Source organism: Rhodococcus sp. 06-470-2 (assembly GCF_002258235.1).
Taxonomy (GTDB): domain Bacteria; phylum Actinomycetota; class Actinomycetes; order Mycobacteriales; family Mycobacteriaceae; genus Rhodococcoides.
Genome location: NZ_NOYB01000010.1, coordinates 310,314 through 336,579 on the forward strand (window position 1 = coordinate 310,314; position 26,266 = coordinate 336,579).

The 26,266-nt window shown below is 62.9% G+C and carries 34 protein-coding genes; 19 read left to right on the plus strand and 15 right to left on the minus strand.

What is annotated here, in order from left to right; all coding sequences use genetic code 11:
• Positions 1 to 134: 134 nt before the first annotated feature.
• The gene (locus tag CH276_RS04830) at positions 135 to 1,076 is read left to right on the plus strand and encodes a dihydrodipicolinate synthase family protein (RefSeq protein WP_094630185.1); all 942 of its coding nucleotides are present in this window, start codon (positions 135 to 137) and stop codon (positions 1,074 to 1,076) included.
• Between the two features lie 24 nt (positions 1,077 to 1,100).
• On the opposite strand, the gene CH276_RS28380 is transcribed toward CH276_RS04830, so the two are convergent.
• Positions 1,101 to 1,259, minus strand: a complete 159-nt coding sequence (locus CH276_RS28380; RefSeq protein ID WP_156517214.1) for a hypothetical protein — start codon at positions 1,257 to 1,259, stop codon at positions 1,101 to 1,103.
• Positions 1,260 to 1,365: 106 nt separating this feature from the next.
• On the opposite strand from CH276_RS28380, the gene CH276_RS04835 reads away from it, so the two are divergent.
• Positions 1,366 to 2,544: an Nramp family divalent metal transporter gene (locus CH276_RS04835; protein ID WP_094630616.1), complete on the plus strand. Its 1,179-nt coding sequence runs from the start codon at positions 1,366 to 1,368 to the stop codon at positions 2,542 to 2,544.
• 76 nt (positions 2,545 to 2,620) lie between these two features.
• On the opposite strand, the gene CH276_RS04840 is transcribed toward CH276_RS04835, so the two are convergent.
• Positions 2,621 to 3,538 (minus strand): EamA family transporter, encoded by a 918-nt coding sequence (locus CH276_RS04840; protein WP_094630186.1) that lies wholly within the window; start codon positions 3,536 to 3,538, stop codon positions 2,621 to 2,623.
• Between the two features lie 105 nt (positions 3,539 to 3,643).
• Here CH276_RS04840 and CH276_RS04845 point away from each other — a divergent pair, with 105 nt between their 5' ends.
• From CH276_RS04845 to CH276_RS04860, 3 genes are all read left to right on the plus strand, one after another.
• Positions 3,644 to 4,144, plus strand: coding sequence for a MarR family winged helix-turn-helix transcriptional regulator (locus CH276_RS04845; protein WP_094630187.1), 501 nt, complete (start codon positions 3,644 to 3,646; stop codon positions 4,142 to 4,144).
• A 281-nt stretch (positions 4,145 to 4,425) separates the two neighbouring features.
• Positions 4,426 to 4,872, plus strand: coding sequence for a hypothetical protein (locus tag CH276_RS04855; RefSeq protein ID WP_094630189.1), 447 nt, complete (start codon positions 4,426 to 4,428; stop codon positions 4,870 to 4,872).
• Positions 4,873 to 4,875: 3 nt separating this feature from the next.
• Positions 4,876 to 5,211 carry a hypothetical protein gene (locus CH276_RS04860; RefSeq protein ID WP_094630190.1) on the plus strand — a complete coding sequence of 112 codons (336 nt, stop codon included), beginning with the start codon at positions 4,876 to 4,878 and terminating at the stop codon, positions 5,209 to 5,211.
• Positions 5,212 to 5,331: 120 nt separating this feature from the next.
• On the opposite strand, the gene CH276_RS04865 is transcribed toward CH276_RS04860, so the two are convergent.
• From CH276_RS04865 to CH276_RS04875, 3 genes are read right to left on the minus strand one after another with little or no spacing between them, the layout of a single operon-like run.
• Entirely contained in the window at positions 5,332 to 5,832 is a 501-nt protein-coding gene (locus CH276_RS04865) for a universal stress protein (protein WP_094630191.1), read from the minus strand.
• A 55-nt stretch (positions 5,833 to 5,887) separates the two neighbouring features.
• On the minus strand, positions 5,888 to 6,259 hold the full coding sequence (crcB, locus tag CH276_RS04870; RefSeq protein WP_094630192.1) for a fluoride efflux transporter CrcB: 372 nt from the start codon (positions 6,257 to 6,259) through the stop codon (positions 5,888 to 5,890).
• Positions 6,256 to 6,711 (minus strand): fluoride efflux transporter FluC, encoded by a 456-nt coding sequence (locus tag CH276_RS04875; protein ID WP_369597423.1) that lies wholly within the window; start codon positions 6,709 to 6,711, stop codon positions 6,256 to 6,258. The genes crcB and CH276_RS04875 overlap by 4 nt, the downstream gene beginning before the upstream one ends.
• On the opposite strand from CH276_RS04875, the gene CH276_RS29260 reads away from it, so the two are divergent.
• Entirely contained in the window at positions 6,611 to 6,925 is a 315-nt protein-coding gene (locus CH276_RS29260; RefSeq protein WP_369597424.1) for a hypothetical protein, read from the plus strand. The genes CH276_RS04875 and CH276_RS29260 overlap by 101 nt on opposite strands.
• Here CH276_RS29260 and CH276_RS04880 read toward each other — a convergent pair.
• A complete protein-coding gene (locus tag CH276_RS04880; RefSeq protein ID WP_094630194.1) occupies positions 6,877 to 8,013 on the minus strand; it encodes a citrate/2-methylcitrate synthase in 1,137 nt (378 codons plus the stop codon). The two genes, CH276_RS29260 and CH276_RS04880, sit on opposite strands and share 49 nt — an antisense overlap.
• An 89-nt stretch (positions 8,014 to 8,102) precedes the next feature.
• Here CH276_RS04880 and CH276_RS04885 point away from each other — a divergent pair, with 89 nt between their 5' ends.
• Positions 8,103 to 9,311, plus strand: coding sequence for a citrate synthase (locus CH276_RS04885; protein ID WP_254924145.1), 1,209 nt, complete (start codon positions 8,103 to 8,105; stop codon positions 9,309 to 9,311).
• Here the strand turns inward: CH276_RS04885 and CH276_RS04890 are convergent.
• Positions 9,305 to 9,943 carry a TetR/AcrR family transcriptional regulator gene (locus CH276_RS04890; RefSeq protein ID WP_094630196.1) on the minus strand — a complete coding sequence of 213 codons (639 nt, stop codon included), beginning with the start codon at positions 9,941 to 9,943 and terminating at the stop codon, positions 9,305 to 9,307. The two genes, CH276_RS04885 and CH276_RS04890, sit on opposite strands and share 7 nt — an antisense overlap.
• A 246-nt stretch (positions 9,944 to 10,189) precedes the next feature.
• On the opposite strand from CH276_RS04890, the gene CH276_RS04895 reads away from it, so the two are divergent.
• Genes CH276_RS04895 through CH276_RS04905 form a run of 3 tightly spaced genes read left to right on the plus strand, consistent with a single transcriptional unit; the run spans position 10,190 to position 13,634 of the window.
• Positions 10,190 to 11,314 carry a DUF5938 domain-containing protein gene (locus tag CH276_RS04895; protein WP_094630197.1) on the plus strand — a complete coding sequence of 375 codons (1,125 nt, stop codon included), beginning with the start codon at positions 10,190 to 10,192 and terminating at the stop codon, positions 11,312 to 11,314.
• A gap of 11 nt (positions 11,315 to 11,325) precedes the next feature.
• Entirely contained in the window at positions 11,326 to 12,882 is a 1,557-nt protein-coding gene (locus CH276_RS04900; RefSeq protein ID WP_094630198.1) for an AMP-binding protein, read from the plus strand.
• Positions 12,879 to 13,634: an SDR family NAD(P)-dependent oxidoreductase gene (locus CH276_RS04905; RefSeq protein ID WP_094630199.1), complete on the plus strand. Its 756-nt coding sequence runs from the start codon at positions 12,879 to 12,881 to the stop codon at positions 13,632 to 13,634. The genes CH276_RS04900 and CH276_RS04905 overlap by 4 nt, the downstream gene beginning before the upstream one ends.
• A gap of 16 nt (positions 13,635 to 13,650) precedes the next feature.
• Here the strand turns inward: CH276_RS04905 and CH276_RS04910 are convergent, their stop codons facing one another.
• Complete coding sequence (locus CH276_RS04910; protein ID WP_094630200.1) at positions 13,651 to 14,583, minus strand: TIGR01777 family oxidoreductase; 933 nt, start codon at positions 14,581 to 14,583, stop codon at positions 13,651 to 13,653.
• On the minus strand, positions 14,580 to 15,251 hold the full coding sequence (locus CH276_RS04915) for a TetR/AcrR family transcriptional regulator (RefSeq protein WP_037193848.1): 672 nt from the start codon (positions 15,249 to 15,251) through the stop codon (positions 14,580 to 14,582). The genes CH276_RS04910 and CH276_RS04915 overlap by 4 nt, the downstream gene beginning before the upstream one ends.
• A 172-nt stretch (positions 15,252 to 15,423) precedes the next feature.
• On the opposite strand from CH276_RS04915, the gene CH276_RS04920 reads away from it, so the two are divergent.
• Complete coding sequence (locus CH276_RS04920; RefSeq protein WP_094630201.1) at positions 15,424 to 16,179, plus strand: helix-turn-helix domain-containing protein; 756 nt, start codon at positions 15,424 to 15,426, stop codon at positions 16,177 to 16,179.
• A gap of 92 nt (positions 16,180 to 16,271) precedes the next feature.
• Positions 16,272 to 16,586, plus strand: coding sequence for an SRPBCC family protein (locus CH276_RS04925; RefSeq protein WP_306436602.1), 315 nt, complete (start codon positions 16,272 to 16,274; stop codon positions 16,584 to 16,586).
• Positions 16,587 to 16,687: 101 nt separating this feature from the next.
• Here the strand turns inward: CH276_RS04925 and CH276_RS04930 are convergent, their stop codons facing one another.
• Positions 16,688 to 17,080 (minus strand): DUF1761 domain-containing protein, encoded by a 393-nt coding sequence (locus CH276_RS04930; protein WP_094630203.1) that lies wholly within the window; start codon positions 17,078 to 17,080, stop codon positions 16,688 to 16,690.
• 213 nt (positions 17,081 to 17,293) lie between these two features.
• Between CH276_RS04930 and CH276_RS04935 the strand changes: the two genes are divergently transcribed.
• Entirely contained in the window at positions 17,294 to 18,142 is an 849-nt protein-coding gene (locus CH276_RS04935; protein ID WP_094630204.1) for a helix-turn-helix domain-containing protein, read from the plus strand.
• A gap of 60 nt (positions 18,143 to 18,202) precedes the next feature.
• Here the strand turns inward: CH276_RS04935 and CH276_RS04940 are convergent, their stop codons facing one another.
• Positions 18,203 to 18,592, minus strand: a complete 390-nt coding sequence (locus CH276_RS04940) for a MerR family transcriptional regulator (RefSeq protein ID WP_094630205.1) — start codon at positions 18,590 to 18,592, stop codon at positions 18,203 to 18,205.
• Positions 18,593 to 18,647: 55 nt separating this feature from the next.
• On the opposite strand from CH276_RS04940, the gene CH276_RS04945 reads away from it, so the two are divergent.
• From CH276_RS04945 to CH276_RS04960, 4 genes are read left to right on the plus strand one after another with little or no spacing between them, the layout of a single operon-like run.
• Positions 18,648 to 19,496 carry an alpha/beta fold hydrolase gene (locus CH276_RS04945; protein ID WP_254924150.1) on the plus strand — a complete coding sequence of 283 codons (849 nt, stop codon included), beginning with the start codon at positions 18,648 to 18,650 and terminating at the stop codon, positions 19,494 to 19,496.
• A 47-nt stretch (positions 19,497 to 19,543) separates the two neighbouring features.
• Positions 19,544 to 20,230, plus strand: a complete 687-nt coding sequence (locus CH276_RS04950; protein WP_254924151.1) for a class I SAM-dependent methyltransferase — start codon at positions 19,544 to 19,546, stop codon at positions 20,228 to 20,230.
• 20 nt (positions 20,231 to 20,250) lie between these two features.
• Positions 20,251 to 20,688: a protein-tyrosine phosphatase family protein gene (locus CH276_RS04955; RefSeq protein ID WP_094630207.1), complete on the plus strand. Its 438-nt coding sequence runs from the start codon at positions 20,251 to 20,253 to the stop codon at positions 20,686 to 20,688.
• Between the two features lie 45 nt (positions 20,689 to 20,733).
• On the plus strand, positions 20,734 to 21,036 hold the full coding sequence (locus CH276_RS04960) for a helix-turn-helix domain-containing protein (RefSeq protein WP_032396143.1): 303 nt from the start codon (positions 20,734 to 20,736) through the stop codon (positions 21,034 to 21,036).
• Here CH276_RS04960 and CH276_RS04965 read toward each other — a convergent pair.
• Both CH276_RS04965 and CH276_RS04970 read right to left on the minus strand, forming a co-directional pair.
• On the minus strand, positions 20,994 to 21,620 hold the full coding sequence (locus tag CH276_RS04965; RefSeq protein WP_094630208.1) for a ClpP family protease: 627 nt from the start codon (positions 21,618 to 21,620) through the stop codon (positions 20,994 to 20,996). The two genes, CH276_RS04960 and CH276_RS04965, sit on opposite strands and share 43 nt — an antisense overlap.
• Positions 21,617 to 22,225, minus strand: coding sequence for a ClpP family protease (locus CH276_RS04970; protein ID WP_094630209.1), 609 nt, complete (start codon positions 22,223 to 22,225; stop codon positions 21,617 to 21,619). Before CH276_RS04970 ends, CH276_RS04965 begins: the two co-directional genes overlap by 4 nt.
• Positions 22,226 to 22,324: 99 nt before the next feature.
• Here CH276_RS04970 and CH276_RS04975 point away from each other — a divergent pair, with 99 nt between their 5' ends.
• Together CH276_RS04975 and CH276_RS04980 are read left to right on the plus strand one after the other, a co-directional pair.
• Positions 22,325 to 22,792 carry an SRPBCC family protein gene (locus CH276_RS04975; protein ID WP_094630210.1) on the plus strand — a complete coding sequence of 156 codons (468 nt, stop codon included), beginning with the start codon at positions 22,325 to 22,327 and terminating at the stop codon, positions 22,790 to 22,792.
• A 59-nt stretch (positions 22,793 to 22,851) separates the two neighbouring features.
• On the plus strand, positions 22,852 to 23,355 hold the full coding sequence (locus CH276_RS04980) for a YdeI/OmpD-associated family protein (protein ID WP_254924152.1): 504 nt from the start codon (positions 22,852 to 22,854) through the stop codon (positions 23,353 to 23,355).
• Positions 23,356 to 23,490: 135 nt separating this feature from the next.
• Here the strand turns inward: CH276_RS04980 and yczR are convergent, their stop codons facing one another.
• Complete coding sequence (gene yczR / locus CH276_RS04985; protein ID WP_094630211.1) at positions 23,491 to 24,954, minus strand: MocR-like transcription factor YczR; 1,464 nt, start codon at positions 24,952 to 24,954, stop codon at positions 23,491 to 23,493.
• A gap of 211 nt (positions 24,955 to 25,165) precedes the next feature.
• A complete protein-coding gene (locus CH276_RS04990) occupies positions 25,166 to 26,122 on the minus strand; it encodes a formylglycine-generating enzyme family protein (protein WP_254924154.1) in 957 nt (318 codons plus the stop codon).
• Positions 26,123 to 26,266 lie beyond the last annotated feature (144 nt).

The following is a 26,266-nucleotide window of genomic DNA, read 5'->3' on the forward strand; positions in this document are numbered from 1 at the left end:
GTTTTCATCCGCGTGGGGGATGCCAGTCACTCTCCATCTTGAAAGTGATGGTTGACACATCCACGGCAGTGGGCTTAGCGTGATGCAAACGTTCCCGACAACGTTCCCATCACATTCTCGAGAAGGACGACAACATGAATTCACTCGATCTCCGCGGACTCAGCCCAGCACCGATCACGCCGTTCACTCGCGAAGGTGAGGTCGACTACGACGCGATCCAGCGCCTCGGGTCCTGGCTCGGCAGCGTCGACGGTGTCAAGAGTCTCGTCGTTCTCGGTCACGCGGGTGAAGGCACATTCCTCACCCAGGCCGAGCAGGCCAAGGTGATCGGTGCCTTCCGCGATTCGGTCGACGGAAAGCTTCCGATCATCGCCGGCATCACCGGGGAAGGAACGGCCGTATCCGTCGAAGAAGCCAAGCGTGCGGTCGACGCCGGTGCCTCCGCCGGACTGGTGTACCCGTCGCACGGTTGGCTGCGTTTCGGCTACCAGGACGGCGCACCGCAGGATCGGTACCGCGCACTGTACGAGGGATCGGGCTTGCCTCTGATCCTGTTCCAGTACCCGGACGTCACCAAGGCGACGTACAACCTCGACACCCAGCTCGAAATTGCCGCTCAGGAAGGCGTGTTCGCAACCAAGAACGGCGTTCGGAACATGCGCCGCTGGGACCGTGAGATTCCGGTTCTGCGTAAGGAGAACCCGGACCTGCAGATCCTCAGCTGCCACGACGAATACCTGCTGCACACCATGTTCGACGTCGACGGCCTCCTCGTCGGCTACGGCGGCCTGGCTCCCGAACCTCTCGTCGAGCTCATCGCCGCAGGCAAGGCCAAGGACTACCCGGCCGCACGCGCCATCCACGACCGTCTGCTGCCCGTCACCGCCAACGTCTATCACCGCGGATCTCACATGGAGGGCACCGTCGCGCTCAAGGAAGGCCTGGTCCACCGCGGCATCCTCGAGCACGCCACCGTCCGCTCGCCGCTGCTGCCACTCGCCGCAGGCGCTCACGAAGAGATCGCGGCGGCACTCGATTCCGCGAACCTCGGTTCGGTAGTACCCGCGCTGGTCTGAGTTCCCTCGCAGGGACAGACCGCGTCAGATCACTCGGTCGGCATCGGTGGCCATCTTCGCCCGGCCATCGATGCCGCACACCGACCTTCGCTCGTACTTTTCGTATCCGCTCCCCACCGCGTCGAGCCGAGGGCACACTGCCTCTAGTAGCGAGTACGGAGCGTCACCAGAAAGGCTCGTCATGAGTCAACCCCGCACGACCCCGGTGGCACCAGCCGCGTCCACCATCACCGCAGATGGACCGCCTGCCATGTCGAGTCGATGGAAGACCGTCCTGAGCACGCTGGCCATGGCGGGTCCCGCCTTCATCGCCGGTGCCTGGCAATTCGGGCCCGGCAACCTGGCCAGTGCGGTCGAAGCAGGCAGCAAGTACGGCTACGCGTTGATCTGGGTCGTCGTGTTGTCGACGGTGTTCATGCTCGTCTACGCCGACATGAGCGTGCGTCTGGGTATACGCACGCCGAAGTCGTTGATCAGCTCGGTCAAAGACGTCCTCGGTCAGCGCGTCGGTGTCGCAGCCGGAATCGGCGTCTTCGTCATCACACTCTGCTTCTCGGTCGGCAACGCCGTCGGATCCGGTCTCGGGCTGTCGATGGTCTTCGGCGGCTCCCCGCTGATCTGGACGATAGCGTGCACGGTATTCGTCGCACTGATTCTGTTGTTCCGCAACGTCTATCGCATAGTCGAGCGAGTCCTGCTCGTCATCGTCGGACTTCTCGGTGCCGCGTTCATCATCAGCGCAGTCATTGCCAAGCCCGACTGGTACATGGCACTCAGCGGAGTCATGCCCAGTGCCCCTCCAGGAAGCATGCTGCTCATCGTCGCTCTCGTGGGCACCAACTTCTCGCTCAACGCAGCGTTCTTCACCTCGTACGGCATTCATGAGCGGGGCCGTACCAGAGATGAATATCGTCGAACCTCCATCGCCGACACCATTCCCGGTATCGTCGCCCCCGGCATCATGACCGCACTCGTCATCGTCGTGGCCGCCGCCGTTCTCGGGAGCCAGAACGCCGAAGCGGCAACCCTGGTCGGACTCGCCAAGATCTTCGAGCCCATCGCGGGGCCCATCGGATCCACGATCTTCGCGCTCGGACTGTCGGGAGCTGCGTTCTCGTCCATGGTCGCCAACGCAACCGCCGGCGGCACGATGCTGTCCGACGCATTGGGCCGAGGGGCCTCCCCGAGTACCCCGACGGCAAAGGCGACGTGCGCTGCAATCCTGGCATTCGGCCTGGCGATCACGATCGTATTCACCTCGTCGCCGATCCAACTGATCATCGTCGCTCAGGCTCTGACCGTGCTGGTGGCCCCGTTCCTCGGCTTCCTGCTCTACGTGATGAGTAACAACCATCAGTTGATGGGGGATCTCCGAAACACGTGGTGGAAGAACGCACTCGGCGTCCTCGGCTTCTTATCCATCCTGTCTCTGTCGGGTCTGCTGATCTACGAACTGCTGACTCGGTAGCCCGTCGAGTCGAAGCGAATCCCGAGTGGGAGCTCATACGAGCGCCCGCTCGGGATTCTCTGTATGCGGCCAACCGTCACCGTGTGTTTCTCGGCATGAACTGTCCGGCTGTCGAACCGATGAGTGCAACGCCGAAACCAGCGCATTGCAGCGCTGTCATGTTCTGTCCCAACACGATCCAACCGAGGGCGGCCGCGGTGAGCGGACTGAGGACGCCGAGCAGGGAAATGCTTGCCGAGGGCAGCGCGCGGGCACCGCGGAACCACAACGCGTACGCCATCGCGCCGCCGATCACCGAAAGCCACGCGTAGCCGAGTACAGCCTCGGCGTCGATGGCCCACGGACCGTCGTCGACGATCGGAATCAACGGGAAGATCACCATGCCGCCGACGAGTAGTTGCCACGCAGTGGAATTGAGCGGATTGGTGTTGGGCGGCACACCCCAACGCTTGGTGAGGACGATGCCGGTCGCCATGCTGGCGGTACCGATGGCCGCGGCGGCGAGGCCGATCGCGTCGAGTCGAACGGTGCTCGAGATCGTCGTCAGCGCGACCCCGACTGCAGCGACGAGGGCCCATCCGATCTGCACAGGACGCGTGCGTCCCCACCCGAGCGCCGTGGACATCGCGATGATGACGAGAGGTTGCGCAGAACCGACGACGGCTGCGGTGCCTCCAGGAAGCCGGTAGGCCGCTACGAACAGCATCGGAAAGAACAATCCGATGTTCAACACGCCGAGGACAGCGGTCTTCAGTCGCCAACCGCGTCCTGGAATCCCCGGTGAGATGAGTAGAAGCAGCAGCCCCGCCGGAACGGCGCGAAGAACACCGGCGGTCATCGGTCGATCCGGCGGGAGAAGCTCGGAGGTCACCAAATATGTTGTCCCCCAGACAATGGGGGCCAGTGCGGCCGCGGCGGTGATTCCGAGAATCGAGGATGCGCCGCGTGGCTCCCGAGCGTGGGTCGAATCAGCATCGGTATGTGATGCCCGCATCTCGCCTCCTGGTTCGAAAAACATCTTAACGTTGAACTATCCCTGCGTTGAACAGTATGCGTATGCTTGCCGGACGTCAACGGTTCAGGGGTGAGGGGGTAGTAGGTGTCGGACGAGGTGCAGGATGCAGTGGATCGGATCCTGCAACAGTGGACGGTCGAGCGGCCCGATGTGGATGTCAGCCCGATGGCCGTCATCGGGCGCATCAGTCGAGCTGCATCCGTTCTGGACAAGCGTATTCAGGTGACTTTGGCCGAATATGGTTTGCAAGCAGGCGAATTCGATCTGATCGCTACGCTTCGACGCACCGGAGCCCCGCATCGCCTCACCGTGGGGCAGTTGCTCGACAGTGCGATGGTGACGTCGGGAGCCATCACGAACCGCTTGAATCGGCTCACGGACAAAGGGCTGATCGAACGCGAAATCGACCCGACAAACCGTCGAGTGGTCATCGTGCAATTGACGGCTGCAGGGATTTCGGCTGTGGATGCAGCGCTACCGGCACACGTGGCGAACGAGGAAGCGCTGCTGACATCACTTACTCCCGGCGAACGAAGCCAACTTGCTGCCCTGCTGAAGCGACTGCTGCTCGACATTCAGCAGTAGCAACCTCGTCGTATCCTTGGCCGCATGGGCGAATCGCAGACTGGCTTGCGAATCCGGCGTGCGAGACAACCGCCCGCATGGCCGGAAACCTCGGCTGCGACGCGTATTTCGTCATAGACGCCACTCATGCATTAGATCGCACATCGCTCGATGGAACCACCGTCCCTGCCGCGACGTTGTCGACCATGATTGCGACAAACCTCCGTGGGGAATTCGCAACGGTCGTCAAGACTGACGTCCTGATCTCGAGCTCGTAGGCGAATCGTTTGATACCGTCCGGTATGGCGAATCGGCGGGTTAAGGCGGGTCTGGCGGGACCCATCGTGCTGCTGTACCTCGGATACTTCGCTTCGGTCCCGATACTCGAAGCGTTCGTCGGCGGACTCTTCGAGCCGAAGCTGAACTGGGCTGAAATCGGTTGGGATGGAACGGTTGTATTCGCATTCATGGTCGTTGCTGGATTGGTTGCGTGTGTCGTGGCGATACGAATGCTCGTGGACTCGCCGCAGTTTCCAGGAATCGTGGCGACCTCAGGTTCGTCCGTCGGTCGAAAGATCGACTCGGTGGGTGTCACTCTGATCGGGTTCGCAGTCGCTGTGTTGTCGCTGATGGGCGAGGGCCTGGCACTCGGCTTCCTCGCCCCCGTCGCTACTGGATGGTTGTGTGTCAACACGATCCGGAACTACAGATCGCTATCCAGATCCGGCCGAGCTGAAACGGCACAGTGATCCGTGAACGCCGTACTTGTGCTCGTACTGATGGTTGGACTCGGCGCGTTCACGTATGGCGCTGCAGTGGGGTTTCGAGGAAAGGCGCTCGACGTCGACTACTACGGCCGCGACATCCCGGATCGGGTGAAGACCACGCCGCAGCTTCGCGCAGAAGCCAACAGGTCGTTCAGGACATGGTGCGTCGTCGCCGCGATGTTGATTCTGGCTCCGCTGCTCTGGATCGTCGCCGACTTCCAGCGCGAAAGAACGACGTGGGAGTTACTCGGTCTGGCGGCCTACGTCTTCATCGTCGTGATCGTCGGCAGTTACCCGTTCGCAAAAATCAAGACCTTGTGATCATTCGGCCGACGTTCGGGGCGGTTTCGGACATATCAGTGACTCGACCGTCTCGCTGTCAATCCACCCAGCGGCGAAGAGTCGCCTCATCGGACGGCGGGCCGTAACGGTTCAGCCGAGTCAGGAGGGCACCGTCAGAACCGGCCGACCGCAGTGTCGAGCAAGTTTGTCGGCTGCGGCCTCGCCACTCAATCTGCGTAGTACCGAGGCGAACCCACCGCCGGACGCACCCAGAACGATCATCTGCGCGTTGTACTTACGCCCGAAAGACTCCAGTGCGCCGCCCGGAGTTCCGTAGACCGCGTCGTAGGTCCATGGCACGTCCTCTCGGGCGAGTGCTTCGGTAGCTCGCTCACGTTCGCGGCCCGCCTGGGCCTCGGTGTCCTCTTCGTAGATGTCCGAGTCCGGGTCGACGGGTGTATCGGCGATATCGATCACGTGCACCACGTGCACCGATCCTCCGATCCCCGCAGCGAACTGCAGCGACCACGTCAGCGCGTGATGCGAGATGTCGCCGCCGTCGTAACCGACCACCAGCGAGCATTTGGGGGTGTCGGGACTGCTGTTCGGCCCGTCGATGTGCACTCCTGCGCTGCGTCGGTGGATATGGGAATCGGCCATTACGTCCTCCTCGAATTATGCACTGACAGAACAAATATGCGGAGCTCCGGCACGGTCATCGGCCGTACATCGTTGCGGCCATGGCCACCCCAACGACAGCGGCGGTACCGAGCGCCGTGCCGATCGCGTTGTACGCAGCGAGACCGTAGCGACGCCGTTCGAGCAGGCGAACGGTCTCCACGCTTGCGGTACTGAAAGTGGTGTATCCGCCGCAGAATCCGACGCCGACGATGGCCTGCACCTGTTCCGGTGCCGAGTGGAACGCCTCCAACCCCGCTACAACGCCGAGTACGGCCGACCCGGTGATGTTGATCAGCACTGTGGCGTAGGGAAACTCGGTTTTCAGTCGTGACCGAATGACGCCGTCGAGGACGAATCTGCTGACTGCACCGGCACTTCCGGCAAGAACGACCCACAGTCCGATCATCGCGTGGCCTCCGTGTGGGTACCGAACCGTTGCGCGACGACGATGCCTGCACCGGCCGCCAACGTACCGATGACCAGACTGATGCTCAGGTACAACGCGGCAGCCACCGCGCGATGATCTCGCAGCAGCTCCTCAGTCTCGAGAGCGAACGAGCTGTAGGTGGTGTACGAGCCGAGTACCCCGGTACCGATACACAATCGGATTCGGCGTCGCCAGCCACTGTCCGGTCCGGACAAGGCGAGCCGTTCGAGCAACATCCCGAGGATGAATGCTCCGGTGATGTTGATGACTAGCGTGGTGAAGGGGAACGAACCGGATACGAACGGGAAGGCCGACTCCGCGCCGTAGCGAATGCCGGTGCCCATCAGACCGCCGAGAGCAACTGCGGCAATTGCCGCCGGCTGTACGTGCAGAGGACGCGCCGTTTCGACGCCGTCCGGGTCCACAGGCATAGCCCGATCGGCCGCGGTATCGCCGTGCTTGTCGTCGAAATCGTTCATCAACCTGCTCCCTATCTGCGGACATGCGAGTGCCGAGACAGGGACTGTTGTCGGCGCGAAGACCGAGGTTCGGTTACGGCGAGCCCCACCGCCGCTGCACACCGAGGTGCGTTCCCATCATGGCACACCGCGGTGCGGCACTGCCGAAGGCACCGGGCCGTCGTAGCGGGCGATCGGCCGGATGATCTTGCTGTCGTGAGACTGTTCGACGATATTGGCGCACCACCCCACCATCCGGCTGCACGCGAAGGTCGGAGTGAACATGGATCGCGGAATTCCGCACAATTCCATCACGACGCCGGCGTAGTACTCCACATTGGCGTACAGCTTGCGGTCCGGCTTCAGAACGGCGAGCGCAGCGGTGATGACCTTCTCGACCTGAACCGCCTTGTCGATGAGCTCACCGCCCATCTCCTGCGCAGTCTCGCGCAGCAACACCGATCGGGGGTCATCTGTTCTGTAGACCGGATGCCCGAATCCCATGATGCGCTCGCCCGCAGTGATCTTCGTGCGTGCCCAGGAATCGGCGGAAGCGATGTCGGCAATCTCGTCCAGCCCGTCGAGAGCGCGATCGGGCGCACCCCCGTGCAATGGTCCGGCGAAAGCGCCGATCGCAGCACACACCGCAGATGCTATGTCCGAACCTGTCGATGCCACGACTCGCGCGGTGAAGGTGGACGCGTTGAACCCGTGATCGATGGTGGCGGTGAGGTATCGGTCGATCGCTCGGGCATGGTCGGCGTCGGGCACCTGCCCGGTGATCATGAACAGCCAGTTCTGGGCCGTCGACAGATCATCGCGCGGATCGATGGGCTCCTTACCGGACCGAATCCTGTGTACCGCAGCCAGAATGGTGGGCGTCATCGCGCACAGACGCAGTGCGGTCGCACGCTTGTCCGATTCCGACGACTCGAACAGCGGCACAGCACCGGCCATTCCGGACAACACCGTCCGCAACGCGAAGAGCGGCTGATCGGGACCCGACAGTGCCACTGTCCTCACGGCCGCTGCGACGTCGTCCGGCAACACGCGCAGCGGTGCGACCGTACGCAGAAACTCGGCGCGCTCGGAGTCGCTCGGCAACCGGCCCTCGACCATCAGGAACCACGCGTCCTCGAAGGTCCTGTGTAGCGCGATGTCGATCGCCGAATACTGGCGGTAGTGATAGAAACCTTCGTCGCCTCGTACATCCCCGATCGATGTGGTGGTGACGACGACATTGTGCAGCCCCCGTGGGGCTTCGAGAACGGCCATGATGGATCTCCTTTTCGCTGCTCAACCACCACAATCCGCGCTAATGTTGATTCTTGTCAATGTTGATCCAATCAATGTGGAAGGCAGACATGACGCACCCCGACGGGCGGAACATGCTCACCACCGCTCAGGCTGCGGCACGGCTGGGTGTCAAGCCGGAGACGGTGTACGCCTACGTCAGCCGTGGCCTGTTGACGAGTACTCGACTGCCCGGAGTCCGGGGGAGTGTGTTCGACGTCGACGAGGTGGAATCTCTCGCCGGACGCGATACTGCTCGGCGCACCGATATCGGTGCGGTGGAACGAATTCGGACTCGGATCACGCTGATCGACGATGGTCGTCTCTACTACCGGGGGCGTGACGCGGTCGAACTCAGCTCACGCACTTTCGAGTCGGTCGCACAGTTCGTGTGGACGGGTGAGCTGGTGGACGGAGCGCAGTTCGTCGCCGATCCTGTTGTCGTACAACGATGCCGAGATGCACTCGGGCTGCTGTCGCCTGATTGCCGGTCCATCGATCGGATCCGCATTGCCGTCGACATCGCGTCCACCTACCGCCCGATGAGATTCGACACCGGGTCCACATCCGTTGTCCGCGAGGCAGGGCAGCTGCTGCTGACGGTCGCAGCAGCCCTCGGTGGTGGTTCCTCTGAGCTTATGATCGCCGAATCGGTCTGGGAGGCAATCAAGTCCGACACATCCGATCCGAATGGTCGGGTGGTGCTGCAGGCCGCGCTCGTTCTGATGGCCGACCACGGTCTGGCTGCGTCGACGCTCGGAGTGCGGGTTGCGGCGAGCACCCGGGCCAATCTGTACTCGATAGTCTCGGCGGGACTCGGCTGTATCGACGGCCCCCTGCACGGCTCGGCCGCCGATCCCGTGCACCGGTTCCTGACGACGGCAATCGATGATCCGATAGGCGCTCTCGCAACACAATTGAGGTCCGGGGAGCGGGTGCCCGGCTTCGGGCACGTCATCTACACCGACCGAGACCCTCGCGCCGAGGAAATACTGCGATTGCTTCGGGACCCCGCTCACGGTGCGGACCCCGTGGTGGTCACTGCTGCGGACACGATAATCGAGGAGGTGAGTAGCAGATTCGAAGCCTTTCCGAACTCGGATTTCGCTCTCGCCACGTTCACGCTCGCCTACGGACTCAGGGCGGACACGCCGGAGATGCTGTTCGCACTGGCCCGGATCGTGGGGTGGACGGCACACGCCCTCGAAGAATACGACGAAGAGCCCCTGCGCTTTCGAGTTCCCGGCATCTACACGGGGACTCGGCCGGGAACCTACTGAGGCGTCGGGCAATCCAGTAACGCGAACGCAGCATGCAGTTGGCGACGCGCTGCGGTTACCTCGGCTGTGTTGTCGGCCAGGTGATGCAGGAGGGCGCGCTGAAAGATGCCGTCGAGAAGGATGTAGGCGGAGGCCTGGTCGAGTGCAGGCGTAGTGCCGCGAAGTTCGCAGTATCGAGCCACCACACGCCAGATCATGTCCTCACGACGTTCCTCGATCTCGAGCACGTCGTTGCGGAACGAACCGTCGAACAAGGCTTGATTGCGCAGGTCGTACCAGAGTCGATGAATGCCGGCGTCCGCAGCCAGGGTTGCGAAATACTTCGCCTCGAAGTCCGCGTACAAGCCGGTGGCGTCGGCCGCGTTGGCCACCACCTCGTCGTAACGAGTGACGCAGATGGCCTCGTACTGGCGAACGGCGTGCGTGATGAGGTCGAGTTTGTCGGTGAAGTAGTAGTGCAGAACGCCGTGCGAATACTCGGAATTCTGCGCGATCTCCCGCAGTGACGTGCGGGCATAGCCCAATTCGGCCAGCGTGTGCAGTGTCGCCTCGGCCAGTTCGGTCCGCTTGGACTCGAACTTGTTGCGGGCTCGCTCTTCGATACGCGCGCGCGGATCAGCGGTCTGGGTCATGGTCCGGGTCCTTTCCGCGCGTGGTCGTCAACCCAGTGTATGCCCGACGGCCAATCTGGGGATGTCGGCGTCGCGCAAATCCTGGGCAGTTGTCAAGAAAAAGCTTGACGTCTGTACAAATTCTATCCTAGTGTGATGCGCAGCACACGTCAGAAGGGCGGATGTTCCCGACGTCCCCTCCGGTGCCCGACGTCTCAACCCATCTCGGTCCGCCGTGCGGACGGGCCGATCACGAGAGGACCTTCCATGCCAACCGACAAGCGTGTCGTCGTCTACGGAGCGTCCGGATACACCGGACGACTGATCTGTGAATACCTGCGCGAGTACAACATTCCGTTCCTGGCCGCCGGACGCGACGAAGGCCGAGTCAAGGGCATCATCGACGTGGTTCCCGGCATCGAGACCGTCGAACACGACGTCGTCGAGGTGGAACACACCGCAGAGGCCCTCGCCGAAGCATTCCGGGGTGCCGAGATCGTCCTCAACACGGTCGGACCGTTCTCGCGATACGGCCACGAAGTTGCGCAGGCGTGCATCGAGATCGGCGCGCACTACACCGACACCACCGGTGAGCAGGACTGGATGATCGACGCGGAGGCCAAGTACGGCACCGAGTTCGCATCCCGAAACCTGGTACTCACACCAGGTTTGGCACAGATGTACAGCATCGGCGAGATCGCTGCAAACATCTGCCTCGAGACGCCGGGGTTGGACACACTCGACATCGAGGTCTTCTGGAAGGGACACCCGACGGTCGCGTCGACGAACACGATCCTCACCAACGCCGCGTTCTCCAAGGCCTACTACCTGGAGCAGAACGAATACGTCGAATGGCCGGACGACGGCGTCATGCAGGTCGTTGTGCCCGGTCAACACGACCTGGGCCTGGCTCTTCCCTGGGGTGGGACATCCCATCCGGTGTGGTTCAAGAACGATCCGCGCGTAGCGAACGCCCGGGCCCTGGGCGGCGTGATCAACAAGCCGCTGATGCTGGCAGTGCCCCAGATCATCTCTGCCGCACTGGCTCAGATGGAAGGCAAATCCGACGCAGAGAAGTACCAGATCATCGACACGGTGTCGTCGTCGGTGCGCAGCGAGACGCCCCCACGGGAGAACCCGCGCATCAACACCTCACTCGACTCGGTCTACGCGTCGGGACCACTCGGTCGCGTGCATACCGTGATCCACGGCAACTGCAACTACAAGCAGACAGCTCTGCTCAACGCATACGCAGCGGCGCATCTGCTGCAGGGACCGCCGAAGAAGGTCGGATTCGCCTCCAGCTGCCAGGCATTCGGACATCGAGAACTGCTCGGCGTGCTTCGCGCGTTCGGGCTGGTGCTCGAACCCATCGTCACCGCACACAGCTGAGGACAGGGCCGATGCGGCTGTCCGATTACCTCGACAAGGGTGTGTCACTGGGCCGAGACGCACCCTGTCTCACCATCGGTGACACCACCCGAAACTACGGCCAGGTGTACGACGACACGGTGGCCATCGCCGCAGCGTTGCAGCACAACGGGATCGAGGCAGGTGACCGGGTCGCTGTGCTCTCCGCCAACGACCCGCTCGCGCTGACCTGCGTATTCGCGATCTCGCGGGCGGGGGCGGTGTGGTGCCCGATCAATCCACGCAACGAAGCCGACGAGAATCGGCAGCTGTTCGAGCTGTTCGGCTGCCGATTCCTGTTCTTCCAGAAAGCGTTCGCCGATCTCGTCGGTCGCATTCGCGACCAGCTTCCTCGGTTGGAATGGCTCGTCTGTCTGGACGGCGACGTGCCGGGAGCGCTCTCGTACGACAGCTGGCTCGTTGAACACGGTTCCGATTCTGTTGCCGAGAGACGACCGGCGGACGGATTGTGCATGATCGCCGGCACGGGCGGTACGACCGGAAAACCCAAGGGGGTGAGGCTGACCGAGGAGAACATGATGACCTCCACGGCAACAGCACTCATGAGTTATCCCTTCGGGGATCGGCCTCGGTACCTGGCTCTTGCACCGCTGACCCACTCGGCGGGTGTGCTGACGTTTCCCATTCTCAGTCTCGGCGGACACGTTGTGGTCATGGGCGCTCCCGACGTCGGAAAGTTCCTGTCCCTCATCGAGAAACACGGGATCACCCACGCGTTTCTGCCGCCGACGGTGATCTACGGCGTGCTCGATCATCCGGATCTCGACGTCACGGATCTGTCCTCGCTGCGCTGCCTCTGGTACGGGGCCGCGCCGATGTCACCGACTCGACTGGAAGAGGCCCTCACCCGCATCGGGCCGGTTCTCGGACAGCTCTTCGGCCAGACCGAAGCGCCGAACATGATCGCGACGCTCGCTCCGGCCGATCATTTCCGCAGCGACGGCACGGTCGCCACCGAGCGACTGAGTTCGGCAGGCAAGCCGACTCCCCTGACCACGGTGGCGATCATGAACGACGACGGTGGACTGGTCGAGCGCGGTGAGCGCGGTGAGATCGTCGTTCGCGGTCCGCTCGTGATGCAGGGCTATCACGAGAATCCCGACGCCACCGCCGAAGTGGGTGCCCACGGGTGGCACCACACCGGCGACATCGGGTACCTCGACGACGACGACTACCTGTATGTCGTGGACCGCGCCAAGGACATGATCATCACGGGCGGGTTCAACGTCTACTCGGCCGAGGTGGAACAGGCCCTGCTCTCGCATCCGTCGGTGAAGGAATGCGCCGTCGTCGGACTGCCCGACGACAAGTGGGGCGAACGCGTCACCGCAGCAGTCATGTTGCGACCCGGCCGGGACGCGTCGGACGAGGATCTGATCTCACACGTGAAGGCGAAAATCGGAAGCATCAAGGCACCCAAACAGATTCAGATCTGGACCGACCTTCCCCGCTCGAAGGTGGGAAAGATCCTCAAGACCGAAGTACGCAGCACCATGTCTCACTCATCATCGAAGGGAAGCACACCATGACCGAGTTCGAGGGCAAGCGAGTTTTCGTGACCGGATCCGGAGCCGGCATCGGAAAAGCCATCTCCCAGATGTTCATCGAGCGTGGTGCTCGTGTCGTCGTCAGCGACATCGACGAAGGCGCAGCAGCCAAGGCGGCCGAGGAGATCGGTGCCGCCGGTATCGCGAACTGCGACGTGTCCGACGAGAGTCAGGTGCAGAGTGCGGTGGCGCAGGCCGTGGAGATTCTCGGCGGACTCGACATCGTCATCAACAACGCGGGAATCGAAGTGTCGTCGCCGCTGCTCCAGCAGTCGACGGAGAGCTTCGACAAGATCTACTCCGTCAACGTCAAGGGCACGTTCCTGGTGATGAAGGCCGCGATCGGTGCACTGGTCGAGTCGAAGGGAAACATCGTCAACATCGCCTCGCTCGCCGGAGTGGGCGGCACCGCGCTGCTCGGGTCCTACTGTGCGACAAAGGCTGCAGTCATCCAGCTCACCCGCGTCGCGGCCATCGAGATGCGCGCATCGGGAGTGCGAGTGAATGCGGTGTGCCCCGGATTTGCCGATACCGCAATGGTCGACCGGTTGGTCCCGGACTTCGAAGCCGCGACCCAGATCCCGTTCGGTGACCTCGTCAAAGCCAAACAGGGACGGCTGGGCACACCGGAGGACATCGCGGAAGTGACGTTGTTCCTCGCCTCCGACCGGGCGTCGTGGATCACCGGAAGTCACTACATCCTGGACGGAGGGCTGTCGGCGTCGCTCGTGTAGGCCCGAGGGCTCCCCGTCACCCCAGGGCGACGGGGAGCAACCCTCGTGCAGTGTTGGACGCGATGTCGGTGAGAGCATGGTTCAGTGTTGCGTGCTCGAACTCGAAGCCACTGTCCGTCAGTACTTTGGGGTCGACCCAGCGACTCTTCAGGACCAGTTCGGCTTCCGTGCGAATTACTCGTGCCCCGAATTGAAGCAGCCATGCCGGTGTCGGTAGACCGTGACTGCGGCCCAGTGCATTCCGGACCTGCCGCATCAGCTCCTCGTTGGTCACCGGGAACGGGGTAGCAACGTTGACCGGGCCGGAGATGCCGGTGTTGTCGTAGAGGTGATCGAGGACGCGTCCGACATCGGCGACGTGGACCCAACTGAACATCTGGCCGCCGTCGCCCATCGTGCCGCCGAGCCCCACTCTTGCCAGATCGATGATCGGATTGATCGCCCCGCCGCCTGCGCCCAGCACGATCGACATACGAAGCGCCACTCTGCGAATGGCCACATCGGCGTCGAACAGCTCACGCTCCCAGGCGCGGGCGACCTCGACGGAGAATCCCGAGCCCATGTCGCCGGATCGTTCGTCCATCGGCCTGTCGCGCGAATCGCGATAGATGGTGCCGGTGCTGGCGTTGACCCACAGATCTGGAGCGTGTCGAACGCCCGCCAGGGCGCGGCCGAGCTGGGCCGTCGTCTGGATGCGCGAGGACATGATCTCGTCCGCGTTCGTCTTGTTGTAGCGACAGCTCACCGAGCGGCCTGCGAGATTGATGACCAGATCGGAGCCGTCGAGTACATCGACGAGGCTGCGATGATCGGACCACGTTGCATCGCTGGCGGTTCCGCGGCCGACGGTCCTGACGCCAACGCCGCGATCTTCGTAGGAGCGACGCAGGTACCGGCCGATGTAGCCGGAGGCACCGCACAGGACGACGGTCGATGGTGAATCACTCATTGTTCGAGCCCTTCTGGGGACGTCATTCGTTTCAACAAGCCGGCCACGTCGGTGACCAACCCCCGCGCCACCGGGAGGCGGGCGAGGCGTACTGCTTTGGCCACCACCGGAACGAGCCCGTCGACCAGAGTGCGGGTGCGTGCCTGGTTGTCCGAAGAATCGGTGACCCAATGGAGGGTGACGCCCATGTAGATCATCCAGAGCAGCTGTGGCAGAACATCCTTCAGAGATGCCGGAACCTTCTGTTTCGACGTCTCCAAGGTGGTTCGCATGAGGTCGATGGCCATGGACCTGGCGTCGGACGACTCCTCCGAGAACGGACTGGAACTGGACCGGGTGGGCAACGCCAACTGTAGGAACGATCCACCGAAGGCGTGATACGGCTCCATCACGTCGAGGCCGGAATGCAAGACGGCAGCAAGGTTTTCGGACAGTGATCCGCCGTCGACGAGGACGCGGAGCGCACGTTCGCGGTGATCGCGCTGGATCACCGTGTACAACTCGTTGACCAGTTCGTCCTTGCCGGCGAAGTAGTAGTACGCATTCCCGAGAGAGACGCCCGCTTCGTCGGCGATGCGACGCATGGTGGTTGCTTGAAAGCCCTCCTCACGAAAGAGGCGTAGAGCTACCTCGACCACCTTGTCGCGAGTCTCGGACGTGCGAGCCATCGATTCACCTCAATTCTGAACGTGTTCAAATTCGACCATAGACCTGTTTTTGAACACGTTCAAGATCGGATGGTGGATGCCGGGGAGGGCTCTGCCCGATTTTCAGCGGTGACAACGGTGCCCGATCCCGGTTCGACGGAAGATCTGGCCCCGATCGAGGAGAATTCCTTCCATGTTGCCGCCGGAAAGGACTTACGCCGAATTTCCCTCGCCCGTCGACGGGATTCGGTGCACCTGGGAGCGGCGATGCCACGCGGGGGACCGGCCGTTGATCGTTCCCGACGGATGTGTGGATCTGATCTGGTTCTCCGATGGACGACTCGAGGTGGCGGGTCCGGATACCGCAGCCCGACAAGCCGTCACCCTCGGTCCGCTGGAGATGGTCGGCGTGCGTCTCGCTCCGTCCGCAGCTCGAAGGGTCAGCGCGATTCCAGTCGGTGAATTGTGTGATCAGCAACCGCATGTCGCAGCGCTCGGAGCTTCCTGGTTGGAGGCTGCCCATGTCCTCACGGGCCAGGATCCGAACGGTGCTATGCCAGCGCGGCGCAAGATGCTCGCCGACGTCACCGTTCGGGCCATGAGGCCCGCGGAGGACGGGCTGGTCCTGGCCGCTGTGCAGGTACTCGAGGCGTCGCCGGGTATCAAAGTCGGTGATCTCGCCGTCGGCTTGGGAGTCGGTGTTCGGCAGCTGCATCGGAGGTTCGTCGACGAGGTCGGCTACGGCCCGAAAACCCTCGCCCGAATCATTCGCGTAGGGCGGCTCGTCGACGTTGCTGCCACCGTTCCCGACCTGGCGTCGCTCTCGTATGCCGCAGGCTTTGCGAGTCAGGCGCACATGTGTGACGAGGTACGTGCACTCACCACGTTGACACCGGTCCGATTTCTGGAAGAACGCCGCGGCCCGTCTTACGTAGGGTCGCTGCTATGAACCGAGAACCCTTTGTGGCAAGTAGGCATGTGGCTCGAGTTATCAGGCGCACACCCGACGAAGTGTACGAATTCGCCGCGAATCCTGCGAACTTGCCCAAATGGGCAGCAGGACTGGCGAACAGCCCGGTGACCATCGACGGTGATCGGCTTCTCGTTGATTCGCCGATGGGACAGGTGGCAGTACGCTTCGTGCCGCACAACGATCTCGGTGTTCTCGATCATGACGTGACACTGCCGTCGGGGACCGTCGTGAACAATCCCGTAAGAGTGCTGAGTCATCCGAACGGCGCGGAGATTCTGTTCACGGTCCGGCAAATCGAACTGAGCGACGAGGAATTCGAGCGTGATCTCGGCATGGTCGCCGACGACCTGAAAAGACTCGAGGAGGTACTGGAAGCTCAGTGACCACGCGCGGTCATCAACAGGGAGATGTACGCGTCCAGTCGATCCTCCACAAGACATGGCGTCAAGTCGGGGCGGCCGAGTGGGTCGATGCAGGACTCGACTCAAACGACTCCGAGGACTGCGCCCGCTACTGCTGCTCCCATGAGGTGGTAGCTCGCGGTGACAGCTCCGAATACAAACGGCTGTGGAGTATGGGGCGTCAGCGCGTTGGTCAATGATGCGGCGGCGGTGGCCAACCCGACACCGAGTCCGACGATTACACCCGATACCACGGCGTCTGAGTCGATGACGTCGAGCACTAGAGCGATCACAATGGTCGTCACCGCCGAGCAGCAGAGTGGAACCACGTAGTAGGACAACGGGAATCGGCCTCCCGTCTGCGACCGGTCATGCCCGATCGAACGATCCCACGCGCGCCCCAACAAGGGGCCGAACCACAGCGCGCCGAGGGCGTAGTACGCAACCGCTGCCACGGCTACTCCCAACCAGTTCACGACACTCGCCTTCGGCCCGGCTGCGTCCTCAGGGCGTGGTCGACATCCGAATGTCCATGCCGCGCCTTTGCACGTTCACCGACCATCATCGGCGGAACCGTTCCGATCAGGACAGGGGATACCGGGGCGGCTCGGCTGACAACGGTCAAAGAATTGTTCGTCATGACGTGATCGTCTCGAGATTCGAGGCTTGGCGTATTGCAGAATTGCGACATGGAAGAAAGGCAGGTCGCGTCCAAGCCCATCGACGTTCACGAACGTTCCGGCGTCATGGCTCCCGCGCATCTTCGTCGCTTCGACGCAACCTGGCACGAACCGGCTGCAGAGGTTCGAGATGTTGTCGACGCGTACTGGAGTGTGCGATGGGAATTGTCTACGGACGAAACCGTCGAACAGCGAGTCCTCGAGTTTCCGGCAGTCACGGTCAGTGTGGAGACCGGTGCAGTGCCTGCGCCGTTCATGATCACCAATGTTCAGCGCAGGGCGTGGTCCAGGACGATAGAAGGTCGAGGCTTCGTGTTCGCCGTGCGGCTGCGTCCAGCTGGACTGGCGGTCGTGTCCGACCTCGATCCGACCAGACTTATTGCGGCGCAACCGATCACTGAAGAAACCGACCAACTTCTCTTCGGCATGCTAGGTAGCATCTCTGGGCAGGATTCGGCTGCCGACCATGCTCTACGGGCAGATTCGGTGATCACTGAGATGCTGGGGAACCGACCGCCGACTGCCGAACATCTTCTCGCGAACGCCGCAGTCGATGCTTTAGCACAGGGTGTCGGCAGAAAACCCGGGCAATCGGTGGCAGGAATGCTCGGGGTCAGTGAACGTGCCGTGCAGAGGGCGATGCGATCGTCACTCGGGATGGGCCCCAAAGCAGTTGCCCGACGAGTTCGACTGCAAGAAGTGTTGCAACGTTTGTCGCTCCCCGCAGCCGACGCTGCCCAGATTGCTGCCGACCTGGGCTACGTCGATCAAGCTCACCTGATCAACGACTTTCGCGGCGTCGCCGGAATTACGCCGGGCGCCTACCTTCGTGAACTCGCGACACTCGTCCGCGCTTGAAGGAGGTTTTGTCAGGAATCTTCTCCATGTCGAACACCTCTGCGTCCGTGGTCCTGGCGTCTACCGCACATCGGAATTGACGTCCACGGTCGTGGAGTACTCGCTGCACTGAGGGCATCGGGTGAGCAGATCGTGTTTGCAGTCGATGACATGCGTCAGAAAGCGCTCGGCACTGTCGAGTTCAGCTCGTTGCCGACGTATTCGAGCCAAATGTTCCGCGATGACCACGGTTCGTTCGGACTCGTCTCGATGAAGTATCAGACGAATATCGGCCAAGCTGATCCCCACGCCCTGGCACGCGCGCAACACTCGCAGTCGGCGTATGTGCTCTTCGCTGTAGTCGCGGTGACCAGACGGTAGGCGTTCGGGTACAACGACTCCGACGTCGTCCCAATGTCTGAGGACGTGGGTCGGAACGTCGAGTTCCTGCGCAACATCTCCGATCTTCACCCGCCGATGCTCTCACGTTGACTTCAGGTCGACCTGAAGTATTACGTTCACCCCCGTGACAATCGACAGATTCGATCTACCAGAGCCCATCTTCGTGTCCGTGGGCGGCGATAGGGTGGCGACCTACGAGCTGGCTCCCGAGGTGGACGTGCCCTCCTCTGATGTTGTGTTCTGCCATGGAACTCCCTGGTCGGCTCAGGTCTGGGCGCAGGCCGCTCGCCACCTCAGTGCTGGGCATCGCGTCTATCTCTGGGACATGCCCGGATACGGCCGGTCCGCACAGGGATCCGATGTTCGGACCGACCTGCCCACCCAGATGCTGCGTTTCGCAATGTTGCTCGACCACTGGAGGTTGGAGAGCCCCTTCGTCGTCGCGCACGATATCGGCGGTGCAGTCGCCCTGGGAGCCCACCTGATGCACGGCCGTGACTACGACAGCTTGTTCTTGTGGGACGTGGTGACCCTGGACCCGTGGGGATCCGAATTCTTCCGGCTCGTCGCGGACAACAGTGACATCTTCGCCGCGTTGCCGGTTCCTTTGCACAGGGCACTTGTCTTCGAATACATGGCGGGAGCAGCACATCAGCGGCTGGACGCAGATATCGTGGCGATGTTGACCGAACCCTGGATATCCGATGAGGGTCAGCCTGCGTTCTACCGACAGATCGCCGAACTGAGCCCCGAACACACGCGAGCCATCGTCGATGCCCTTCCCCGGGTCCGCTGCAACACCTCGATCGGATGGGGCCAGCAGGACCCCTGGATTCCCGTCGAACAGGCATATCGACTGCGACAGTTGGTGCCGGGTCGATCGCCTGTGATCACCCTCCCGGGTGTGGGGCATCTGAGTCCGCTCGAAGCTCCAGCACTCGTCCAACAGGCCCTGGACGCGTGGTTGCGTTGACCTGAATGGGCGAGGCCGTATCGCCGCACCTGACGGATACTGAACTCGTGGTGCTGAGACGAATGGGAACGTCCCTTACTGGAGGCAGAGGGGCCCAGTGGGTTCGCGCGCTGAACGAGCGACACCCGTGGAGTCACAACGACTACTTTCACAGCTGGATTCTGGCGAATCTGCCGGACCGGCGTATCCGAGCAGTCGACATGGGCTGTGGGCGAGGCGGTCTCGTGCGTGCGTTGGCCCCACACTTCGATCAGGTCACCGGGGTGGACTCCGATTCGGAGATGCGCCGAATCGCAGAGGTCACCTCTGCCGATCTGAACAATGTGTCGATCACTGATCGCCAACTCGACTCCTGGGCAGACAATTCGATCGATCTCGTGACCATGGTCGCCGTCCTGCATCACCTCGACATGGACGACGCATTGCGTCATGTCGAACGAATACTTGCGCCGGGCGGGCGGGCACTTATCGTCGGGCTCGCACCACCGCGAAGCCTGCGAGATCTGCTGTGGGATTCGGTCTCCATCGTGACCAATCCCCTGATCGGATTTCTGCACCACCCATGGCCGAGCCCGGTGACAGCACCGCCGCCACAGTTCCCGGTCAAGGACCCCGTGGTGAGTTTCGACGAGATCGAGGACATGGTCGACAAGTGGCTACCGGGTGCGATGATGCGACACCGCATAGGTTTTCGACACACGATCGAGTGGACGAAACCGGGTGCACGCAGGTGACTTTCGACGCTGAGCGCCGGATGTGGGACGCACACAGCCCGGGCGTGCTGCAGTTGCCGTCGGGCAGCGTAGTTCGTGGACGCGCATTGCGTGACCCGATGCCTGATGGACCTTCACCGGATTTCGGGGTCTACTTGCAGGGCAAGGATCCCGGCGGGTTCGACTGGGACAGTCGCTGGGTTCGTTGGCCCGACTTCTGGCTCCCGTCCGACTCGAAAGAACTCGAGGTCGTGCTTCGAGAAGTGCTGCGACGCTGCGCAACCGAGAGAGTCGAGATTGCATGCACCGGCGGTGTCGGACGAACTGGCACCGCATTGGCGTGTCTCGTCGCGCTCGACGGTCTGCCCGGCGACACGGCCATCGACTACGTTCGGCGACGGTACTCGCCTCGGGCCATGGAAACGCCCTGGCAGAAGCGCTTTGCGAAGACGTTCGTGAAGCCGGGCTCTCTGCTCTGAGCAGAATTGCCGACCCGTCGTGGAATCGAGGCCTAGGCTCCGATCATGGGCGAGGTGATACGAATCGATGAGCGTCGAGCAGCACGCGCAGTGGAACCGTTGTGGCGCGAAGTAGTCGGTCGAAGGCTACGCGAGCGCAGACACGCTCGCGGTGACACTCTGGCCGACACCGCTGCCCGGGCAGGCATTGCGCCGCAGTACTTGTCGGAGCTGGAACGCGGCCGCAAGGATCCGTCGAGTGAGATTCTTGCGGCCGTCGTCGGTGCACTGGGCACGTCCATGGCGGAGATCTCAGGACTGGCGCATCACGACCTGTCCCGAGGCGACGCGACGTTGATGGCGGCCTGACGACCCTCCAGTACCTGGTCGACGACGCCGTAGTCACGCGCAGCCGGTGCCGTCAACACCAGATCACGGTCGGTGTCGTGGCGGAGTTTCTCGACGTCGCGTCCCGTGTGCTTCGCGAGAATCGCTTCCATCTCCGCCCGTACTCGAACCACCTCGTCGGCAGCCAGAATCAGATCGGGGATGGTCCCTCGGCCCTGCGCCGCAGGCTGATGCAGCACCACCCGGCTGTGGGTCAACGCCGAACGGCGCCCCGGCGCTCCCGCTGCGAGCAGCACGGCTCCTGCCGCGACGGCCTGCCCCACACATGTTGTGGCGATGGGTGATCCGATGAATTGCATCGTGTCGTAGACGGCGAGCATGGCAGCGGTGTCGCCGCCCTCGCAATTGATGTACATCGAGATTTCCTGGTCGGGGGAGTCGGCCTCCAAGTGCAGCAGTTGCGCGATCATCGCGTTGGCGACTCCGGCGTCGATACCGGTACCGAGGTAGACGATGCGCTCACTGAGCAAGTGCGAATAGACATCGACGACGCGTTCGCCGCGCGAATCTCGGGTGATGACATTGGGAATCGTGTACGTGCTCATCGGGCCAACTCCATTCCGAACGACGCCCGCCGCGCGGGCATGACCTGATCGAACGAGTCGACGATCGCATCGACGAACCCGTACTCGCGGGCAGCCTCCGCGGTGAACCAGCGATCGTGCAGGGAGTCGTCGAAGATCTGCTCGCGTGTTTGCCCGGTGTCGTCGGCGATGAGACCGAGCACCGTATCTCGGGTATGGCGCAGATCGTTGGCCTGTACCTCGACTTCGACGGCCGACCCACCGATGCCGGCGGACCCCTGATGCATCAGTATCCGCGAATGGGGCAGGGCATAGCGCTTTCCGCGCGTGCCTGACGACAGCAGGAATTGACCAGCGCTGCAGGCCAATCCGAGGGCGAGGGTCGAGACGTCGCACGGGACGAGTCTCATCACATCGCGGATGGCGAGCATCGCGGGAACCGATCCGCCCGGTGAGTGAATCCACAGGGCGATGTCGGCCGAGGAGTTGTCGGCGGCCAACGTCAGTAGGTGAGTGGTGAGGACGGTGCCGTTGTCGTCGTCGAGGGGGCCGTCGAGCACCAGGACTCGGTGCCGCAGTAGTTGGTTGCGAAGTTCGGGCGGGAACATTCGGGGTGATTCGCTCATGATCCGAGTCTGAATACGAATTCGGTTGCACGCCAATTGTTCTGCTGTGGGCAGCGAGTCTGCTCACAGCTTCGTGGCCTTCGGAGGGACAATGGAGAGATGACTGCACTCGAGTTCTCCGATTCCGTCGTCGTCGCTGCGTCGGTCGACGACGTGTACGCCGTCGTCTCCGACATCACCCGAACAGGAGAATGGAGCCCGATCTGCCAGGAATGCTGGTGGAACGAGGCCGACGGCGGTGGCGTCGGATCGACCTTCACCGGCCGGAACGTGGTGCCGGGCCGCACGTGGGAGACCGTGTCGACAGTGGCGGCAGCCGAACCCGGCCGCGAGTTCGCTTGGGTGGTGGGCGACAACTTCGTCCGTTGGGGCTACACCCTCGAATCGGTGGACGGTGGCACACGCCTGACCGAGAACTGGAACTTCCTGCCAGGCGGTATCGCGCACTTTCACCGCAAGTTCGGCGACGACGCGCAGAAGGAAATCGACACTCGTAGCCAGGCGGCACTCGACGGTATCCCTCGGACCCTGGCGGCAATCAAGCGAATCGTGGAAGCCGAGGCCTGATCGCTGTCGGCCAGGTGCACTCGCTGTCCACTATTCGACGCCGATGAAGGAAATTCCGCTTGCTGACGCGAATTGTGGACGCCAACTGCACCATCGACGGATATCCTGCCCGCATGGCAGCAACGGTTCTGCGGATATCCACAATGCTCGAATCACGGGGCCCCGCGGCAGCGATCGTGCTCAGTGACGAGCAGGTCGCGTCCCTCGGTTCCACCAAGACTCCACCGGTTCGGTTCACGATCGGTGAGCAAACGGTGCAGGGGCGCATCGGCCGGATGGGCGGAGAAAACCTGCTCGGACTGAACAAGAGCGTTCGCGCCACACTCGGCGTCGAGGCCGGCGACACCGTCGACGTGACTATCGAATTGGACGACCAGCCGCGGGTCGTCGAGCTACCGCAGGCCTTGGCGCAAGCTTTGGATGCGGATCCCGCTGTTCGCGCAGCGTTCGATGCGCTGTCACCGTCGACGCGAAAAGAACACGCAAGATCCGTAGCCGACGCGAACCGTAACGACACCCGCGAGCGGCGTATCGCGGCCATCGTCGAGTCCCTTCGGCCCTGAGTCACGGGCTGCCTGCTGCTGTCGAGGCCGCAAACGCGCGCGCATTTGTCAGGTGCGCGCGATTCAGCTGGCGAACAGGTGACCGATTCGCGAGCGTCTCGCGCACGCGCGCGCGTTTGCGATCGACGTCGGGGCTCACACCACCGCTGCGGGTCTGCTCGACGCGATGGTCGGTGCAGGCGTACCCGCGGAGCTGAGGCCGGCGAGGATCTCCACGGCCGAGCTGATGTCGGGAAGCGACCGCGTGAACGGTATGCGCTGATGGTCGTCGAAGGCATACCCCGTTCCGAATCGCAGCCCCGGCGCCAGCAGCAATCCGTGCGAATGGGCTTCGGCGACGAGGGAACTGGATCGGATGCCGTCGGGTAGGGAACACCACAGGGCCAATCCGCCGTCGGGAATTCGAAAGTGCCAATCCGGCAACTGGTCACGCATCACTGCGACGGTGTGGTCACGAGCAACTCTCGATGCCTCCGCGCGCACCCGACGAACCTCGTCGTACTTGCCCATCAACTCGACCGCAGCCAGCTGATCGATGACGGACACCGAAAGTTGTCGTCGCGCATAGGTTGCGGCGATTCTCGTCAGCAGACCTGCTTCGGCTCGAACCCAGCCGACTCGCAGCCCTCCCCACACCGTCTTGCTCGTCGACCCGATCGTCACCGTCGCAACATCCGGAGTTGCGGCTCCGAACGGTTCGATGTCGGGCGACCCAACGAGAGACAGATCAGCTGCGACCTCGTCGACGATCGTCAGCACCGCGTGGCGGTGCATGGTGGCAGACAGTTGTCGGCGCGTTCGGAGGGGCAGCCGCGCGCCGGACGGATTGGAGAAGTCGGGCATGAAATACGCTAGCGTCGGAGCGCTCTGTCGAGTGGCTCGATCTGCCGATGTCACGAATTCATCGGTGTCGTCCGGGTCGATGGGAACCGGGATGCAGCGCCCGCCCAGTGAATGAACGAGTTCGACGACACCCGGGTACGTCGGGTGCTCCACCAGCACCCGGGCACCGGGCTCGGTGAACGTGGCCAACACCGCGTGGATGGCGTCGGTGGCACCGGAGGTGACGAGAACGTTGTCGGCCGTGGTCGGTACTCCACGCGCTCGGTAGTACGCGGCAATGGCTTCGCGGAGCTCGAACAAACCGGACGGAGCGTAGCCACCCAGGGAGAAACGGTCTCGAATCTTCTCTGCCGCAACGCCGTACGCATCGGACAACAGAGGCGAGGCCGAGGGGGACGCGTTGACGAACTCCAAATTGGCAGTCTCCCGGTCGCCGGCCAGCGATCCCCAGGACGGTAGCGAACCCGTCGGGGAAACATAGGTACCCGAGCCTCGCTGGGCGCTGATCCAGCCGCTCTCCCGAAGATGACGATAGGCCGACGCAACCGTCACCCGACTGACGTCCAAACTGATCGACAGCGCCCGCTCGGCAGGCAGCCGCGTCTGAGCCGATACCTCACCGCTCTCGATGAGCCGACGCAGCTCGTCGGCGATCTTGAGGTAGAGGGGACCACCGGATCTGTTCCGCAACGTCGACGGGCCGATCCGTGCGGCCAATTCCGGGGCCGAGATCGCGGTCGCATCGTACGAGTCCATGCATGCCACTCTTGCACACTGGACTGCACATTTTCGGCCGAAAGCAGTCCATTGTTGGTCCATGATCGCAATTGGAGCTGTATTGGTCCTGTCCATGGTGGGCGCAGGGTGGACTGTGGTCGCACTGCGCGAGGGTGGACGATGCGGTCCCGCCGGACCACCGCGCAGTCGTGTTCGGTCCGACTGAGACCCGTTCAGCGGGCGGTCTGGCTCAGCGAGTCGGTGTGGAGCCTCTGACGATGCAGCGAAACCCGATGTGGGACATCCCGGAGTCGACGGGTTGCGCCTGCCGAGCTGCGGGACGATAACGGCGGCAATAGTTCTCGGCGCAGAGGTGGGATCCGCCCTTGATGACCCGACGCGAGATGGTCCCGGCGGGATTGCTCGGATCGTGGCTGCCCTCGGCCGACGCGACCCGCGGATCGACTGCCGGTCCGCAGCAGGCATGGGTGGCGGTCTCGCTGTGATCGGTGCGGTAGAAGTCCGCCGTCCACTCCCATACGTTTCCGGTGACGTCGTACAGGCCGTAGCCGTTCGGCGGATACGAACGCACGGCCGTGGTCCTACGGTCGGCGACCGGTTTGAGGTTCTGCCACGGAAATTCTCCGATCCAGTAGTTGGCCAACTGCGTACCCATCGGCGCCAGTTGGTCTCCCCAAGCGTAGGTCGCGCCGTTCAACCCGCCACGAGCCGCGCGTTCCCACTCGGCCTCGGTGGGTAGTTCCTTGCCTGCCCACTGGGCGTAGGCGTTCACGTCCTCCCAGCTCACATGGGTGACCGGATGCAGTTCGCGACCGTCGACACCGGACCCCGGGCCCTCCGGATGTGCCCAGTTCGCCCCCGGGACGAGCCGCCACCAACCCTGCCAATTCGTCAGATCCACCGGGCCCTGCGTCGGGGTGAACACCAGCGAACTCGGGACCAGACGCGTTGGATCGGCATTCGGGTAGTCCGCCGGATCCATCGGCCGCTCCGCCACCGTCACATACCCGGTGGCTTTGACGAACCGTTTGAACTGGGTGATGGTCACCGGAGTCTCGTCTGCCCAGAACCCGTCGACACTCACCTCGTGAACGGGTGCTTCCTCGGGATAGTCGACCCAGTCCGACCCCATCCGAAACGGGCCGCCGGGCACCCACTGCATTCGAGGGAAAGGTGGGGCACTCATGGCGGTGATCGTACACACCGTCGGGGAAACCATTGTGCTGTCACGGAATTGAACGGCGTACGTCGACCTTCGCCTCGTCTGTGCACCCCCTGAGTCCTCGCAAACGCGTGCGCGTTTGCCGAACGCGAGTGGTTTCGCGTCACG